Source organism: Actinoplanes sp. CA-131856 (assembly GCF_050956135.1).
In the GTDB taxonomy this organism is placed as follows: domain Bacteria; phylum Actinomycetota; class Actinomycetes; order Mycobacteriales; family Micromonosporaceae; genus Actinoplanes.
Window position 1 is genome coordinate 6,885,598 of sequence record NZ_CP191849.1, and the last position, 14,909, is coordinate 6,900,506.

Here is a 14,909-nt window from a genome sequence, read left to right on the forward strand (position 1 = left end):
GTCAAGCGGCCGCGGCCGGAACCAGCCTCTCCGGCGGCACCGGGCGGCCGAAGTGATAGCCCTGCAACAGATCGAAGCCGGCCTCGGCCAGGATGTCGGCCGTCGGCTGGTCCTCGACGCCCTCGGCCACCAGGGTCAGCTCCAGCCCCTGGGCCATCCGGGCCACGGCGTCCACAATGGCCCGTTCGCGGGGGTCGTGGACGCGGTGCACGAACGACTGGTCCAGCTTCAGCTCGTCCAGCGGCAGCCGGGTCAGCAGCGCCAGCGATGTGTATCCCGTCCCGAAGTCGTCCATGGCCACGCGCACGCCGAGCTCGCGGAGGCGGCCCAGGCGTTCGGCGCCCCGCTCGGGCCGGGTCATCACCGCGCTCTCGGTGACCTCGACGATCAGCGCGTGCGAGGGCAGGCCGTGCTGGGCCAGCAGGCCCGCGATGACCTCGACGATGCGGTCCTGGGCGAGCACGGGCGCGGGCAGGTTCACCGCCACCGGCACCCGCCAGCCCTCCCGGTGCCAGCAGGCGGCCTGCCGGATGGCGTCGCTGAGGATCCGGTCGGTGAGCGGGGTGATGACGTCGGACCGTTCGGCGGCCGGCACGAAACGCCCCGGCAGCAGCAGCCCCTGCCGCGGATGCCGCCAGCGGACCAGCGCCTCCAGCGAGCGGACCTCGCCGGTGCGGGCGTCCACGAGCGGCTGGTAGTGGAGCTCCAGCTGGCCCTGGTCGATCGCCGTGCGCAGCTCGGACTGCAACCGCAGGTCGGTGACGCTCTCGGCGGCCAGCTCGGGACGCCAGTGCTCGACGGTGGTGCGGTGCCGTTTGGCCGCGTACATCGCCGAGTCGGCGCCGGCCAGCAGGTCACCGAGGTCGAGGCAGCCGGCCGCGATGCCCAGCGAGGCCTCGGCCGTGATCGGCACGCCGGCCACGGGAAAGGGGCCCTGGATGTCACGCAGAAGGCGACGGCCGACTTCTTCGAGGTATGTGTCGGAGCCGTCCCCGAGGTCGTCCAGGAGCATGACGAACTCGTCGCCGCCGAGCCGGAACGTGCCGGCGTGCCCCGGGAAGGCGCTCAGCTCGTCGGCCACCTGCCGCAGCAGCTGGTCGCCGCGGGCGTGCCCGAGCGAGTCGTTGATCTCCTTGAACCGGTCGAGGTCGATGAGCAGCAGCGCGATCGGCTTCTCGGCCGCCAGCAGCGCCCCCGCGACCTCGCCGAGCAGGCGGCGGTTGCCGAGCCCGGTGAGCCCGTCGTGCAGGGCCAGCGTCTCGTAGCGGCGGCTCAGATGCTCGATGAGCGGCCCGGCCGGCGCGAGCCCGACCGACCCGCCGGGAAGGTCGACGACGACCGGCCCGGCCTTGTCGGCGCCGGGCCGGGCCAGGCAGGCGCGGGCGGCATCGTCCAGGGCGGCGCCGGCGGAGACGACGAGGGCAGGCTCCTTGAGCAGGCGCCGCACGCGACGGCGGAAGAGCAGCGCACGGCCGTATCCGAGCCGCCCGGCGAGGACGGTCTCGAGATAAGGCCGGTCGAGGACATAGAGCTGTCCCGCGTCCGAGGCGACGACACCGAGGGATTCGGGGTCGGCGCGCAGAAGCGCCTCGATCACCCCGATCTCGGCGTCCGCGTCGACAACCGTCACCGGCGTGGCAAGATCGCCGACCACCGGCGCGTCCGTCATCGGCACCCTCCCCAACCCGACGGCGAGCGTACGCCGGGCGGCGCCCGAACTCCGACACGGTCATCGAAAATTCATCAAGCCACCCGGGTCAGACGCAGGTAGTTCCGCCCCACAGCGTGACGAGCGCCACGGGGTTCGACCCGGAGTCGTACGGTGGCCCCGGGTCCGAGATGGACCGGAAGGTCCGGACTGCCGGTCCAGTCGAGCCGCGCCCGCACGGTGTGCGTCCCCGGCGGCAGAGCCAGGGAGATCTCCCGTCCACAGCGCACGGCCCCCTTGACCTCCCCGTCGACGACGATCTGAAAGGCCCGGGCACGGTCGAGCCACGCCCCGGCGGGCCGCTCCACAGTCAGCGTGGCGATGACGGTCATACCGAGATGTTCCCACCGCAAGCGCTTCCCCGCAGAGCTCGCCAGGGTCACTGGTAAGCGGGTGAGGGCCGCCGGTCCTCGTGACACTGACGCAGAGCGGACGCCACCGCCATGATGGCGATGACGGTGCGAACGCCAGGCCACGGCGGAGATGGATCCATTCCTCGCGACGGCGCAGATCTTCGATCGCTTCCCGGACGGCTCGGTAGGCCTGCCACTCCCCGAACGGACAGGCTTCACGCAGAGTGGTGTCGAGGATGTTCGCCGCCAGGGCCTGGGCCGCGGAATGATGTCCGTCCTGGGCCGCGGCGCAGGCTTCGGACACTCGTGAGGCCAGTTCCGCGAGAGGCCCCGGCTGCGACTCCGCCGCCGCCGAGCAGCAGTCGTCGAGGATCTCGGCCTCATGAGCGAGAACCCGGGCCCGAAGATCCGAAGGAGCCGCACGCATGAGGTCGGCCAAGACCTCGGGGCGCGGCACCCAGGCCACTGCGACGCCTTGGTGAGCCACCCGCCCCAGTGCCGCTACGACGCCGCCCGCCACGCTGAAGGGTTCACCGCTCCAGTTCGGCGCGAACCCGTACTTGATCGTGCGCATGGCCGCGCTCGCCGAACCGCCAAGCCGTGGCTCCTGCCTGGCGAGGATCTCCAGCAGGCCGCGGACACGGGTGTTCAAGGCTCCCATGCACCCATTGTCCGCTAATAAGCGACGCCGATCGTGTGGTGGATGGTGGTGGGGTCGGTGACGCAGCGGAGCATCTGGTGGGCCACGTCGGCGCGCGAGATGGACGTGCCGCCGCGGACGTTGCGGTCCACCGCCGTGCGGTAACGGCCGGTCAGCGGCTTGTCGGTCAAGCGGGGCGGGCGGCTGATCGTCCAGTCCAGCGGGCAGGCCCGGACCGCGTCCTCCATGGTGGCCAGGTCCTCGTAGTGGGTGCGGAACATGGTCTTGGCGAACCGCGCGCCGAGATGCCTCATGAAGAAGCCGTCGCCCGGGTCGTGGCGGGGCGGGTGGGTCCGCGCCGGTGACGGCACCGTGCCCATCGGGGCGGCGCTCACCACCACGAGCCGGGCGCCCTCCGGCGCCGCCTCGATGATCGCCTCGGTGCCCCGGGTGGCCACCCCGGCCTCGGCGTTGGTGCGGGCGCCCAGGCCGGAGACGATGGCGTCGGCGTCCTCGAACGCCTCGGCCAGGGCGAACACGTCCGGCCGGGACAGGTCGGCCGGGACGACCCGGACCGCCTCGGTGATCTTGTCGGGGTTGCGGACGACGGCGGTCACGTCGTGGCCGGCGGCCAGGGACTGCTTCAGAAGTTCGCGCCCGATGCCGCCGGTGGCGGCGACGATGACGAGTCGCACGGTAACCTACCCTTCGAGCCTCGGATAATACGAAAACCGTAGCAGTTTAGTTCGGAGACCGAAAGATATGAGTTCCGTAGAAATTCGGCGCCTGACCAACGGCGTACGGCACGAGCTGCGCGAGCTCGGTCTTCAGCTGACGCTCCTCAACCATCAGGTGAGCGCGCGCCTGGAGCTGCGCGACGTCGATCTCGACTGCCTGCATTTGATCGTGCGCAACGGGCCGTTCTCGCCGAGTGCCCTGGCCAAGGCGGCCGGGCTGCCGCCGGCCACGGTGACGGGCGTGCTCGACCGGCTGGAGAAGGGCGGCTGGATCGTCCGCGAGCGCGACGGCGCCGACCGCCGGGCGATCCAGGTGCGGATCGTGCCCGAGCGGGGCGCCGACGTGCTGCGGCAGTTCCGCGGGATGATCACCGCGGTCGGGGACATCTGCGAGTCGTACAGTCCTGAGCAGCTCGAAGTCATCGCCGACTTCCTGCGGCGCACGGCCGAGGCCGGGGCCGGGGAGACCGAGCGGCTCAGTCGGTGAGCAGTTTGCGGACCTCGCGCTCGTCCGGGGAGTCGACGACCTCGCCCTGCTCGTACGCCTCGATCACCCGCGGGTCGACGTAGGAGGCCCGGGCCACCGCCGGGGTGTTGCCCAGCAGCTCGGCCACCTCCTTCATCGCGTGCGAGACCGCCTTCTTGCGTTTGGCCTCCGTCGGCTGCGGGCCCACCTCGGCCAGTTCGGCCGCCGCCTTGACCGTTCCGTGCCAGGTGCGGAAGTCCTTGGCGGTCATCTGGTCGCCGCTGATCTCGCGGAGGTACTCGTTGATCTCGTCGGCGTGCACCTCGTGCCACTTGCGCGCTTCCCAGTACGCGAACAGGCGGCCGGCGCCCCGGCGGCGGCGCTTGAGATCCTTCAGGACCGTGCACACCTCGCCGTCGTCCACCGAGCCCGAGTGCTCCACGCCCGACTTGCCGGTGAACTCCATCAGCACACAGCCACCGCTGGTGCGGATGTGCTCCGGCCGCAGGGTCGACAAACCGAAGGACGGATCTTCCTCCCGTACGGCGTATTGGTCGCTCCCGATCCTGAACATGTTCATGTCGAGCAACGTGACGATCGAGGCCAGCACCCGCGACCGGCACAGCCCGCGGCCCGACGTCAGGTCGGCCCGCAGCCGGTCGCGGATCTTCGGGAGGCGGGCCGCGACCTCCAGCGCGTGGTCGAACTTCTTCTCGTCCCGGGCCGTCCGCCAATCATCGTGGTAGCGGTACTGCTTGCGCCCGGCCGCGTCGACGCCGGTGGCCTGGATGTGCCCGCGCGGATCGGGCGAGATCCACACGTCCTTCCAGGCGGGCGGGATGACCAGTGCCTTGATCCGCGCGATCTCGTCCTCGTCCTTCAGGACCGCGCCCTCGGTGTCGAGATAGGTGAAGCCCTTGCCCGCGCCGCGCCGCCCGTAGCCGGGCCGGCCGAGGTCAGAACGCCGAAGCCGCATCGAGCACCTCGGCCGGCGTCACTGCGAGCAGGGCGGGATGCACGCCCGGGTCCATGCTGTCGCCCGGCTCGCTCTTCGTGCCATGCCAAATGCTTCGGTGGTACGCCCGGGCGGGCGGCCCCCAGCGCGAAGGCGACATCGGCCCGAACAGCACGACCGACGGCGTCCGGTAGGCCGACGCCAGATGCGCGATCCCGGTGTCACCGCTGATCAACAGCCGCGCCTTCGCGACCAGCCCGGCCAGCTCGGCCAGCCCGGTCCGCGGCACGACCGCTCCCCCGAGCCCGGCCTGTTCCGCCACCTGTTCGCACAGTGGGCGTTCCGACTCCGAGCCGGTGACCATCACGCGGTGGCCGTTCGCGGTCAGCGCGGCCGCGACGGCCGCGAAGCGTTCGGCCGGCCAGCGCCGCGACGGGGACTTCGCACCGGGATGGATGATCGTCACGCCGGCCGGGACGTCCACGCCGGGCACGGTCAAGGACAGGTCCGACTCGTCCGCGGGCACGCCGTAGTGGCGCAGCAGACGGCACCAGCGATGCACCTCGTGGTCCTCCTCGTTCCAGGTGGGACCGTCGAGATGCCCGGCCGGGGCGCTGGCAAACGCCCACAACTTCGCCGGTTGTGTCGCCTGCAGCAGCCGGTGCGACTCCGGGCCGCTGCCGTGCAGGTTGACCGCCACCTCGGGCGCGTCGCGCTGCCACCGGCGCGGGGTCAGGTCATCGGTCGCGATCACCTCGTCCACCACCCCGGTCAGCTCGACGAGCGGGGTCAGCCAGGTGGGGGCGGCGAGCGCCAGCGGGCGCCCGGGAAAGGCGCCGCGGAGCCCGCGCAGGGCGGGCACCGCGGTCGCCAGGTCGCCGACGCCGAGGGCGCGAAGGGCGAGGATCACGGGTACGAGCTCTCCTGCTCGGCCGCGATGACCAGCTCCCGCACCGCGCATCCGGCCGGCTGCGCGAGGGCGAACATGATGGCGTTGGCGACGTTGGCCGGGTCGTTGAGGATCGCGTCCGGTCCCGGCTTGTACTGCTCGTCGCGCTCGTCGAAGAACTTCGTCCGCATGCCGCCCGGGACGACCAGTGTGACGTTCACCTGCCCGGCCAGCTCGGCCGCCAGGGCACGGGTGAAGCCCACGACACCGAACTTCGCGGCACAGTACGCCGTCGCGTCGCTCACCGCCTTGACACCCAGCGTCGACGAGATCGTGACGACGCCACCGTGCGACTGCTTCAGCGCCGGGATCGCGGCCCGGATCACCGCGGCCGTGGACAGCAGGTCGATGGTGACGATCCGGTCCCAGACCTCGCCCGGGATGTCGGCCAGCGCCCCCGGCACGTCCATACCGGCCGCGGTCACGACACCGTCCAGCGATCCGCCGGCCTCGGCGATGGCCTGCCGGGTGGCGGCCTCGGCGGCGCGGGTGTCGGCCAGGTCACAGTCGATCCACGGCACGTCGGCCGAGGGCTTCTGGCGGTCGATGACGTACGGCCGCCCGCCCGCCTTCAGGACCGCCTCGACCACAGCGGCGCCGAGCCCGCTCGATCCGCCCGTGACGATTACGGCATCCATGTGTGTCTCCTTCATCTCTGTGACGTCGCGGAGCGGGCCGCGGCGATGGTCCGGGTGGTGGAACGGCCGTCCAGGTAGGGGACGATGACGGTCTGCCCGCCCCAGCGTTTGACCAGCTCGGCCTCGGGAAGCTCGGGGCCGCCGTCGGCGTAGTCGCCGCCCTTGACCCAGACGTCGGGGCGCAGCCACGACAGGACCGACTCGGGGGTGGGCTCGTCGAAGACCACCACCGCGTCGACGCAGTCCAGGGCCGCGAGCAGCCGGCCGCGGTCGCGCTCGTTGGTCAGCGGCCGCTCCGGGCCCTTGAGCCGGCGTACCGAATCGTCGCTGTTCAGGCAGACGATGAGGCAGTCACCGAGCTTGCGGGCGGCCTGAAGGGTGGCGAGGTGGCCGATGTGGAGCAGATCGAAGCAGCCCCCGGTCGCCACGACCGTGCCGCCACGCTCCCGCACCTCGGCGATGAGCTTGCCGGCCTCCGCCGCGCCCACTCTCTCGGGAATTTCGGCTTTCTCCGGGGTGGGCGGTGGTGCGAGTGCGGCGGTCACCCCGCCACCGGCCACGTACGAGGAAGCGGCGGCCACCGCCTCCTGCACAGCCTCGGAGACCAGCGCCCCCGCAGCCAGGGCCCGCGCGGCGGTGGCGGCGAACCGGTCCCCCGCTCCGCAGGTGTCGCCGTCGGACACCGACGGCGCCGGAACGACCAGCGGTGTCGGTCCCGAGTGGCACAGCACGGCGCCGTCGCCGCCACAGGTGACCACGACCGCGCCGGCCCGCCAGAGCTGGCGAAGATGGTGTCCCCCGCGCTGCGCGACGGTCAGTGTCGATCCGCCGCCGGCGTCGCCGCTCATCCGGCGTACCTCCGAGGCATTGGGGGTGACCAGGCGCGTGTTGGGCACCGGGGCCGGGCCGTTGGGGTGGGGATCCCAGACGATCGGGGCCCGGACCTCACCCAGCGCGCGGCGGATGGCCGGGTGCCGGGCCATGCCGCGGCCGTAGTCGCTGACCAGGATGGCGGCCGCCGAGGCCAGCACGTCGAGGGCCGCCGCCGGTGCCTCGCCCGGCTCCTTCGGCGCGCCGCCGCGGTCGAGGCGCAGCAGCACCTGCCCGCCCGCCTTGAGCCGCACCTTCTCCGGCGTCGCCCCCGGCAGCGGGAGCGCGTAGACCCGTACGCCCGCCTCGGTCAGAAGCTGACTCAGCCGCGCACCGCCCTCGTCGTCGGCGAGCGCGGTGACCAGCGCGACGTCGTGTCCCTGCCGGGCCGCGAGCAGGGCCGCCAGCCCGGCCCCGCCCGGCCGGTCGCTGACCTGCCGCTCGTCCAGGACCGGGGCCGGCGCGTCCGGGGCGATCCGGTCGACGCTGCCCTCGACGTCCTTGTCGAGCAGGGTGTCGCCGACGATGACCAGTTGCGGGCTCATACGCTCACCCGCATCTGCTCGCTGATGATCTCGGGGGTGCCGTCGAAAGGGCGTACCACCGCCGGCAGGGTCTGATCGATGTACTCGCACATCAGGTGGACCGCGAGCAGGTGCAGCTCCTGCACCACCTGGCTGTCCGGCGACGGGCACCGCAGCGCCTCGTCGCTGGCGTCGGCCAGCGGGTTCGGGCCCTCGCCGGTCATCGCCCACGTGCGCATGCCGCATTCCTTGGCCGCGCGCACGGCCGCGATCAGGTTCGGGCTGCGCCCGCTGGTCGACATCGCGATCAGCACGTCGCCGGGGCGGCCGTGCGCGCGGACCTGCCGGGCGAAGACCTCCTCGAAGCCGTAGTCGTTGCCGATCGCGGTGACCGCCGACGAGTCCGGGGTGAGCGCGATCGCCGACAGCGGCATCCGCTCGTCGCGGAGCCGGCCGACCAGTTCGGCCGCGAGATGCTGGGCCTCGGCCGCGCTGCCGCCGTTGCCGGCGACCAGCAGGCGCCCGCCCTGGCCGAGGTGCCAGGCGAGCTGGCCACCCCACCGCGCGAGCCGGCCCGCGACCGCCCGGAACGGGACGATCGAGGTCGCCAGCGCGGTCAGGTGACGGTCGACGGGGGAAAGGTCGTGGGACATCAAGCAACCGCCTCACGGGTGGGTTCGGGGGTGACGCCGGCCGCGCTCGCGTAGACGGCGGCGAGCCGTCCGGCGACGCGGGGCCAGGCGTAGGAGTGCACGGCGCGGTCGACCGAGGCCGCCGCGTACGAGATGCGCCGCACGTCGTCGGCGAGGAGTTTGCGCAGCGCGACGGCGAGGGCGGCCGGGTCGCGGGCCGGCACCAGGTCGCCGGTGACGCCGTCGACCACGGTGTCGGTGAGCCCGCCGACGGCCGTGCCGACCACCGGCACGCCGCAGGCCATGGCCTCGAGCACGGTCAGCCCGAACGGCTCGTACCATGGGGTCGCCGCGACCACGTCGGCCGAGCGGTACCAGGCCGGCATCTCGTCGGCCGCGACGGCGCCGGTCAGCCGCACGCGATCGGCCACCCGGCAGACCTCGGCCAGGGTCAGGAGCTTCCGGGCGTACGGATCGGAGTCGAGCCCGGCCAGCGACGGCCCGCCCACCACGACGAGCTCGGCCCGCGGCACGCCGGGCAGCGCGCGGATCAGGTCCTCGACGCCCTTGCGCTCGACCAGCCGCGCGACGGTGAGGATGCGCGGCCGTTTGCCGCGCGGCACCGACGGCCCGTCCGGGCGGAACCGGCCGGTGTTGACGCCGGAGGGCACCAGTGACATCTGCGCCCGGGGCACCCCGAGCCGGATCAGCTCCCGCACCTCGTCCTGGCACTGGACGATCACCCGGTCGACCGCGCGGCCGAGCTCCCGCTCGTAGGCGATGCGCCGGGGCGGGCTGGTGTCGGCCGCGCCCTGGTGGCGCAGCTTGACCGAGCCGAGCGCGTGGTAGGTCTGCACGACCGGCACGTCGCAGGCCCGCCCGGCGGTGACGGCCGCCAGCCCGCTCATCCAGAAGTGCGCGTGGGCCACGTCCGGCCGCCACTCGCCGCGCCACTCGGCGGTGAGCCATTCGGCGAACTGTCCCATGTAGGGCAGCAGCTCGTCCTTGGGCAGCGAGGTGGCCGGGCCGGCGGGCACGTGCACCACCTCGAAGAGCGAGCCCACGGGCACCACGGCCGGCAGGTCGGGATCGTCGCGGCGGGTGTAGACGCGTACCTCGTGGCCGTCGGCGGCGAGCGCGCCGGCGAGCTCGGCCACGTGCGCGTTCTGCCCGCCGGCGTCGATGCCGCCGAGGGCGGCGAGCGGGCTGGCGTGCTCCGAGATCATCGCGATGCGCATGTTTCCTCCTCCAGCAGCCGGTCCCAGTCCGCGAGGAACCGGTCCAGGCCGTAGCGGGCCAGCGCGACCTGGCGGGCCCGGGTTCCGAGGCTTCGGGCGGCCTCGGCGTCCTCGAGCAGCCAGTGCGTGGCCTCGACGAGCGTGCTGACGCGGGTGTCGAGCACCCCGGCGTCGGGTGGCACCGCGGCGACCGCCTCGGTGGTGGCCAGGCCGACCACGGGCATGCCCATCTGCATGGCCTCGATGAGGCTGAGCCCCAGCGATGTCCAGCGGGTGAGATGCAGATATATCCGCCGTCGGGCGACTTCTGAGTGCATGACGTGCTGGGGCGGGTCGTCGTACGGCGTGATCCGGGGACCCCGCAGGCCTTCGACACCCATCCCGAACACGTCCAGCGGCGCCACCGCGGCGAACCGCGGGAACAGGTCGGTGCCGGTGACCCGGTTCCGCCGGATCGGCTCGTTGGTGACGATCGCGAGGTGGTCCACGTCGCCCGACCATCGGGCCGCCGGCTCGACGATGCCGTGCTCGATCACCGTGGTCCGGGTGCCGCCGGTGTCCCAGAACAGCTCGTTGAAGTCGGTGACGTGGGCGACGATCAGGTCGTCGCGGTCGGCCATCGGATGCCGGCTGTTCGGCACGTCGCCCTTGGGCGTGTTGTGCTCCACGTAGATCACCGGCACGCCGCGCGGCACCAGCTCGAGTTCCTCGGGCCGCTGGACGATGGCCACGTCGACGTCGCGGATCTGATCGAGCGGCAGTTCCTCGGCCGTGGCCGGCCAGTCGAAGGTCTGTGCCCGCCCGCGGCCCATCGCGTCGCGGGCCTCGTTGACCGGGATCAGGTAGCGGTGTTTGCCCTGGACGAACGACGTCGTCCAGGATCCGTGCACGTGCCAGAGCAGAATGTTCACGCTGCTACCTCGGTGCGTTCGTGAGCCCCGGCGGCGAGCAGCCGGACGGCCGCCACCACCTGCTCGGGCTCGATGTCGGACAGGCAGGGATGGCCGGCGACCGGGCAGAGGGTGGCCCGGGTGTCACGGCAGGGGGCGCCGGCGTCGCCGAGCCGCACGCTCGGAACCCGATAGGGCCCCCACTGTCCGTAGGGGACGGTCGGCGCGTAGAGGCTGACGACCGGCGTGCCGACCGCCGCGGCGAGATGCGCCGGCCCGGTGTTGCCGACGACCAGGCAGCGTGCCCGCGCCAGGAGGTCGGCCATCTCCCGGAAGGAGGTCCTTCCCACTTCGACCCCCACACCCCCACTGACGTACGCCGCCAGCGCGCGCTCGCCGGTGCCGCCGGTCACCAGGACCCGGTGCCCGTCGGCGGCCAGGGCGGCCACGATCCGGCGCATGGTCGCGGGCGGGCACGACCGCGCCTCGCAGCTGGCACCGGGATGGACCACGACGTAGTCGCCACCGCCCTGGTTGCGGGCGCCGGTCACCCGCAGGCTTCCGTCGTCCCCCGGCGGCAGCGCGAAGCCGGCCGCCGCGGCGACGCTGCGGGCCCGCTCGGCCTCCGGAACGCCCGCGGGCACCCGATGCCGGACGTCGAGCAGGGAGCCCGGATAGTCGTCGCTGATCGCCGTGATCCGCCCGACCCCGGCGACACGCAGCAGGAGCGCGAGCGGCAGCGCCGACTGATGGAACGACGTGAAGACGACGGCCTCGCCGGCGCCGACGTCACGCAGCCGCTGGGTGAGCGCGGCCATCTCGCCGGCGTCCACCGGCCCCGGCTCGGCGTCGATCCAGGGCAGCCGCCATTCGACGATCTCGTCGACTCCCGGCAGCAGCTCGGCGGCGCCCCGGCCCCGGGGCCCGCAGAGCAGAACGACTCGCCGCGCGCCGTGCGCGACGGCCCGGACGGCGGGGCCGGTGACGAGCACATCCCCCGCCGAATCGGACCGCACGACCAGCACGGTCCCCGCATCACCGGGGCGCGCCGCCGGGGTGACCAGGGCTTCGCGGCTCAGGATCAGGTCGGCCGCGCCGGTCAAGGACGAGGCGACCGCGGGGGCGGCGGCGACCTCGGGCGGAAGGGTGACCGGGGTGGGAACGAGGACACCGGCGGCCCCGGCGGCCAGGGCGGCCCCCATGTCACGGCCGATGTCGCCGACCACCACGCAGCGGGCCGGGGTCGTGCCCAGCGCCTCGGCGGCCGCGAGGACCAGGCCGGGGGCGGGCTTGCGGCAGGCGCAGCCGGCCGTGTCGTCGTGCGGGCAGATCTGCCAGGTGTCGAAGCCGCCGAAGATCTCGTCGACCCGCCGGTTCACCGCGGCCAGCTGATCGGCGCCGAACCGGCCCCGGGCCAGCCCCGACTGGTTGGTGACCACGCCCAGGCGCAGCCCCGCCGCGCGCAGCCGGTCGACCGCCTCCCGGGCACCCGGCATGGGCTCCACGAGGGACGGATCGCCGTTGTACGGCACGTCCACGACAAGCGTGCCGTCCCGATCGAACAGCACAGCGTCGAACAGCTCGGTCACCGGCTCGCCCCCACCGGAGCTCCGGCTCCCACGAGCGGTTCCGCCTTGCGCCACCGCCAGGCCCCGCGCAGCCAGTGCACGACGGCCACCGGCGGTATGACGGCGCTGGTCACCAGCATCGTCCCCACCTCACGCGGCGTCCGGGGCCCGGGCCCGATCCGCGCCGCCGCGAACTCGGCCGTCCCTCCGGCCCAGACCAGACCCCCGACAACCGCGGCCGCCGCCCAGAGGCCCCGTCCTGACGACGCGCCCGGCGCGATACGCCCGGCCACACCCCGCGACACGCCCGGCACTGTGCGCCGGGAAGTGGCGAGGATCGCCGTGGCGGCGAGAGCGGCGGTGCCGGCGGCGGCGATCGTCGCGTGGCGGGACCGGCGGCCGGGCGGGATCTCCAACAAGGAGCGCCACTCCGGGCCGTACAGGCGGCGCAACAAGGCGTCGTCCGCGTTCCCACGCTGGGTCCGGACGCTGACCCAGGGGCCCTCCGGGCGTACCGGATGGGTCACCCGGCGGCGGCCTCGCCGAAGGGTCCACCCGTCACGGCGTACGCGGAAGGCCAGATCGGCGTCCTCCCGGAAAGCTCTCGGCAACCGCTCGTCGAAACCGCCGGCGCCCGTCAGCGCGGCGCGGCGATAGGCCATGTCGGCCGTGATCCAGGCCCCGTCGGCCAGGGCCGCCGTCACCCGCTCCCAGTCCGTCGGGCGGCGGTCGGACGGCAGCGGGACGCGCAGGTCGCCCTGCACACCGCCCACACCGGAATCCGCGTCATCAAGATCCGCCCGCAGCCGCATGATCCAGTCCGAATCGGGCAATACGTCGTCGTCGAGGAAGGCGATCCAGTCACCCTGGGCGGCCTTCGCCCCCGCGTTGCGGGCGGCGGCCGGGCCCCGGGCCGGGCCGGCCACCACCGTGGCCGCGATCTCCAGCGGCGGATGCGGCGCCGGGCGGTCGTCGACCACGATCAGCTCCACGTCCGGCGGCAACGGCCCGAGCGCGGCTATGAGGGCGGCCAGGCTGGGACGCCCCAGCGTGGGCACGACTATGGAGATCACGCGCCGAACGCCTTCGCGCGGTGCACGGCGAACGGTCCTATCGCGAGCAGGTCGACCGGCGCCGATCCGAACAGCTCCATGGCCTCGCGCGGGGTGTCGACCATGGGGCGGCCGGCCGTGTTGAGCGAGGTGTTGACCACCACGGGCAGGCCGGTGAGCCGCTCGAACTCGGCGATCATCTCGTGGACGAGCGGCTCGGTGTCGGTGTGGACGGTCTGCACGCGGGCCGTGCCGTCGACGTGGGTGACCGCCGGGATGCGGTCCTTCCACTCCGGCTTCACCTTGTGCACGAACAGCATGTACGGGCTCGGGTAGACGCCGGAGAAGATGTCGGCGAAGCGTTCGGCCCGGACCATCGGCGCGATCGGCCGGAACTGCTCGCGGCCCTTGACGTCGTTCATCCGGGTCTGCGTGTCCTTGTCGCCCGGGTGGGCGATCAGCGAGCGGTGGCCCAGCGCGCGGGGCCCGTATTCGCTGCGGCCCTGGTACCAGGCGACGATCCCGTTGTCCGCCAGCACGCGGGCGGCTTCCGCCGCGATCGACGCGGGGCGGGTGTAGGGCAGGGCGGCCCGCTTGAGCTCCGCCTCCAGCTCCTCGTCACTCCAGCCCCGGCCCAGGGCGGCCGAGCCGAACGGGATGTTCTTCCCGCCGATCGCGAGGGCCGCGCCGAGCGCCGTGCCGGAGTCGCCGGCCGCCGGCTGCACCCACACCCGCTCGTACGGGCCCTCGGCCGCGATCCGGGCGTTGGCGACACAGTTCAGCGCCGTTCCCCCGGCCATCGTCAGGGTCGACGGGCCGCCCGCCGCCTCGTACGTCCATCGGGCCAGGTCGAGCATGACCTCCTCGAGCCTGGTCTGGACGCTGGAGGCGAGGTCGGCGTGTGCCTCGGTCATCTCGCCGTCGGCCGTGCGCGCCTTGGCCAGCGCGTCCCAGTCGATGCGCTCGACCGTGAAGCCGCCGTCGTCGTTGGCGTGCACGAGTTCGCGGAGAAGACCGAGGAACTTCGGGCTTCCGTACGACGCCAGAGCCATCACTTTGTATTCGTCGCTGGAGTGCAGGAACCCGAGGTGGCGCGTCAGGTCCTCGTAGAGCAGACCCAGCGAGTGCGGAAGCTCCTGGCTCTTGAGGATCTCCAGTTCGCCCCCGCGGTAGGCGCCGGCCAGGTGGCTGGCCACCTCGCCGCGCCCGTCGAGCACGAGCACGGCGCTGTCCTCGGGCACCGACAGGCCGGCCGAGGCGGCGTGGGCCACGTGATGCGGCACGAACGTGACCTGCGACGGGTCGAGGCCGGGCAGCGCGGTGGCCAGGAACTGCGGCGCCCGCCGCGCGTAGTCGACGCGCATGGCGTCGGACGGGTCGCTCACGCCGAGCGACGACAGGTCGCGGGTCAGCGAGGGGTCGAACGAGTAGGCGACCGCGTCCAGGTCGTCCGGGCGCAGTCCGGCCTCCTCCAGGCACCAGGCCGCGGCCAGCTCGGGCAGCTCCCACGCGGCGAACGGAACGGGCCTCTTGCCGTGCTTGCGACGGCTGAACCTCTCCTCCTCGGCGGCGGCCACGACACGGCCGTCGACGATCAGCGCGGCGGCCGGATCGTGGAAGATGGCATTGATTCCCAGGACACGCATGAGGCGCCGGATACCCCCGCTTCCGCGAAGTACTCCCATGATC

General features: G+C 73.1%; 14 protein-coding genes. 1 reads left to right on the plus strand and 13 read right to left on the minus strand.

Features of this window, described 5'->3' with window-relative positions:
* Position 1 precedes the first annotated feature (1 nt).
* The 3 genes from ACQP2X_RS31935 to ACQP2X_RS31945 all read right to left on the minus strand — a co-directional run bounded on the left by ACQP2X_RS31935 (position 2) and on the right by ACQP2X_RS31945 (position 3,396).
* Positions 2-1,669 (minus strand): putative bifunctional diguanylate cyclase/phosphodiesterase, encoded by a 1,668-nt coding sequence (locus tag ACQP2X_RS31935; protein ID WP_498688217.1) that lies wholly within the window; start codon positions 1,667-1,669, stop codon positions 2-4.
* A 74-nt stretch (positions 1,670-1,743) separates the two neighbouring features.
* A complete protein-coding gene (locus ACQP2X_RS31940) occupies positions 1,744-2,040 on the minus strand; it encodes a hypothetical protein (RefSeq protein WP_498688219.1) in 297 nt (98 codons plus the stop codon).
* Positions 2,041-2,736: 696 nt separating this feature from the next.
* A complete protein-coding gene (locus ACQP2X_RS31945; RefSeq protein ID WP_498688221.1) occupies positions 2,737-3,396 on the minus strand; it encodes an NAD(P)-dependent oxidoreductase in 660 nt (219 codons plus the stop codon).
* 67 nt (positions 3,397-3,463) lie between these two features.
* On the opposite strand from ACQP2X_RS31945, the gene ACQP2X_RS31950 reads away from it, so the two are divergent.
* Positions 3,464-3,925, plus strand: coding sequence for a MarR family winged helix-turn-helix transcriptional regulator (locus tag ACQP2X_RS31950; protein ID WP_498688223.1), 462 nt, complete (start codon positions 3,464-3,466; stop codon positions 3,923-3,925).
* Here the strand turns inward: ACQP2X_RS31950 and ACQP2X_RS31955 are convergent.
* The 10 genes from ACQP2X_RS31955 to ACQP2X_RS32000 are packed head-to-tail and all read right to left on the minus strand — an operon-like array spanning position 3,915 to position 14,866.
* A complete protein-coding gene (locus ACQP2X_RS31955) occupies positions 3,915-4,880 on the minus strand; it encodes a DNA topoisomerase IB (protein WP_498688225.1) in 966 nt (321 codons plus the stop codon). The two genes, ACQP2X_RS31950 and ACQP2X_RS31955, sit on opposite strands and share 11 nt — an antisense overlap.
* Entirely contained in the window at positions 4,861-5,769 is a 909-nt protein-coding gene (locus tag ACQP2X_RS31960; RefSeq protein ID WP_498688226.1) for a glycosyltransferase family 9 protein, read from the minus strand. The genes ACQP2X_RS31955 and ACQP2X_RS31960 overlap by 20 nt, the downstream gene beginning before the upstream one ends.
* Positions 5,766-6,446 carry an SDR family oxidoreductase gene (locus ACQP2X_RS31965; protein WP_498688228.1) on the minus strand — a complete coding sequence of 227 codons (681 nt, stop codon included), beginning with the start codon at positions 6,444-6,446 and terminating at the stop codon, positions 5,766-5,768. Before ACQP2X_RS31965 ends, ACQP2X_RS31960 begins: the two co-directional genes overlap by 4 nt.
* Positions 6,447-6,457: 11 nt before the next feature.
* Positions 6,458-7,861: a PfkB family carbohydrate kinase gene (locus ACQP2X_RS31970; protein ID WP_498688230.1), complete on the minus strand. Its 1,404-nt coding sequence runs from the start codon at positions 7,859-7,861 to the stop codon at positions 6,458-6,460.
* Entirely contained in the window at positions 7,858-8,493 is a 636-nt protein-coding gene (locus ACQP2X_RS31975) for a D-sedoheptulose-7-phosphate isomerase (RefSeq protein WP_498688232.1), read from the minus strand. The genes ACQP2X_RS31970 and ACQP2X_RS31975 overlap by 4 nt, the downstream gene beginning before the upstream one ends.
* Complete coding sequence (locus ACQP2X_RS31980) at positions 8,493-9,710, minus strand: glycosyltransferase (protein ID WP_498688234.1); 1,218 nt, start codon at positions 9,708-9,710, stop codon at positions 8,493-8,495. Before ACQP2X_RS31980 ends, ACQP2X_RS31975 begins: the two co-directional genes overlap by 1 nt.
* Positions 9,695-10,621: a glycosyltransferase gene (locus ACQP2X_RS31985; RefSeq protein ID WP_498688236.1), complete on the minus strand. Its 927-nt coding sequence runs from the start codon at positions 10,619-10,621 to the stop codon at positions 9,695-9,697. The genes ACQP2X_RS31980 and ACQP2X_RS31985 overlap by 16 nt, the downstream gene beginning before the upstream one ends.
* The gene (locus tag ACQP2X_RS31990; protein ID WP_498688238.1) at positions 10,618-12,189 is read right to left on the minus strand and encodes an HAD-IIIA family hydrolase; all 1,572 of its coding nucleotides are present in this window, start codon (positions 12,187-12,189) and stop codon (positions 10,618-10,620) included. Before ACQP2X_RS31990 ends, ACQP2X_RS31985 begins: the two co-directional genes overlap by 4 nt.
* On the minus strand, positions 12,186-13,241 hold the full coding sequence (locus ACQP2X_RS31995) for a glycosyltransferase family 2 protein (RefSeq protein WP_498688241.1): 1,056 nt from the start codon (positions 13,239-13,241) through the stop codon (positions 12,186-12,188). Before ACQP2X_RS31995 ends, ACQP2X_RS31990 begins: the two co-directional genes overlap by 4 nt.
* Positions 13,238-14,866, minus strand: a complete 1,629-nt coding sequence (locus ACQP2X_RS32000) for a carbamoyltransferase family protein (protein WP_498688242.1) — start codon at positions 14,864-14,866, stop codon at positions 13,238-13,240. The genes ACQP2X_RS31995 and ACQP2X_RS32000 overlap by 4 nt, the downstream gene beginning before the upstream one ends.
* Positions 14,867-14,909: the final 43 nt, after the last annotated feature.

Excerpts from the sequence above, each read along its gene's own strand:
- ACQP2X_RS31950 (WP_498688223.1), top strand. The coding sequence starts at position 3,464 with ATGAGTTCCGTAGAAATTCGGCGCCTGACCAACGGCGTACGGCACGAG.
- ACQP2X_RS31965 (WP_498688228.1), bottom strand. The coding sequence starts at position 6,446 with ATGGATGCCGTAATCGTCACGGGCGGATCGAGCGGGCTCGGCGCCGCT.
- ACQP2X_RS31975 (WP_498688232.1), bottom strand. The coding sequence starts at position 8,493 with ATGTCCCACGACCTTTCCCCCGTCGACCGTCACCTGACCGCGCTGGCG.
- ACQP2X_RS31980 (WP_498688234.1), bottom strand. The coding sequence starts at position 9,710 with ATGCGCATCGCGATGATCTCGGAGCACGCCAGCCCGCTCGCCGCCCTC.
- ACQP2X_RS31955 (WP_498688225.1), bottom strand. The coding sequence starts at position 4,880 with ATGCGGCTTCGGCGTTCTGACCTCGGCCGGCCCGGCTACGGGCGGCGC.
- ACQP2X_RS31935 (WP_498688217.1), bottom strand. The coding sequence starts at position 1,669 with ATGACGGACGCGCCGGTGGTCGGCGATCTTGCCACGCCGGTGACGGTT.
- ACQP2X_RS32000 (WP_498688242.1), bottom strand. The coding sequence starts at position 14,866 with ATGCGTGTCCTGGGAATCAATGCCATCTTCCACGATCCGGCCGCCGCG.
- ACQP2X_RS31970 (WP_498688230.1), bottom strand. The coding sequence starts at position 7,861 with ATGAGCCCGCAACTGGTCATCGTCGGCGACACCCTGCTCGACAAGGAC.
- ACQP2X_RS31940 (WP_498688219.1), bottom strand. The coding sequence starts at position 2,040 with ATGACCGTCATCGCCACGCTGACTGTGGAGCGGCCCGCCGGGGCGTGG.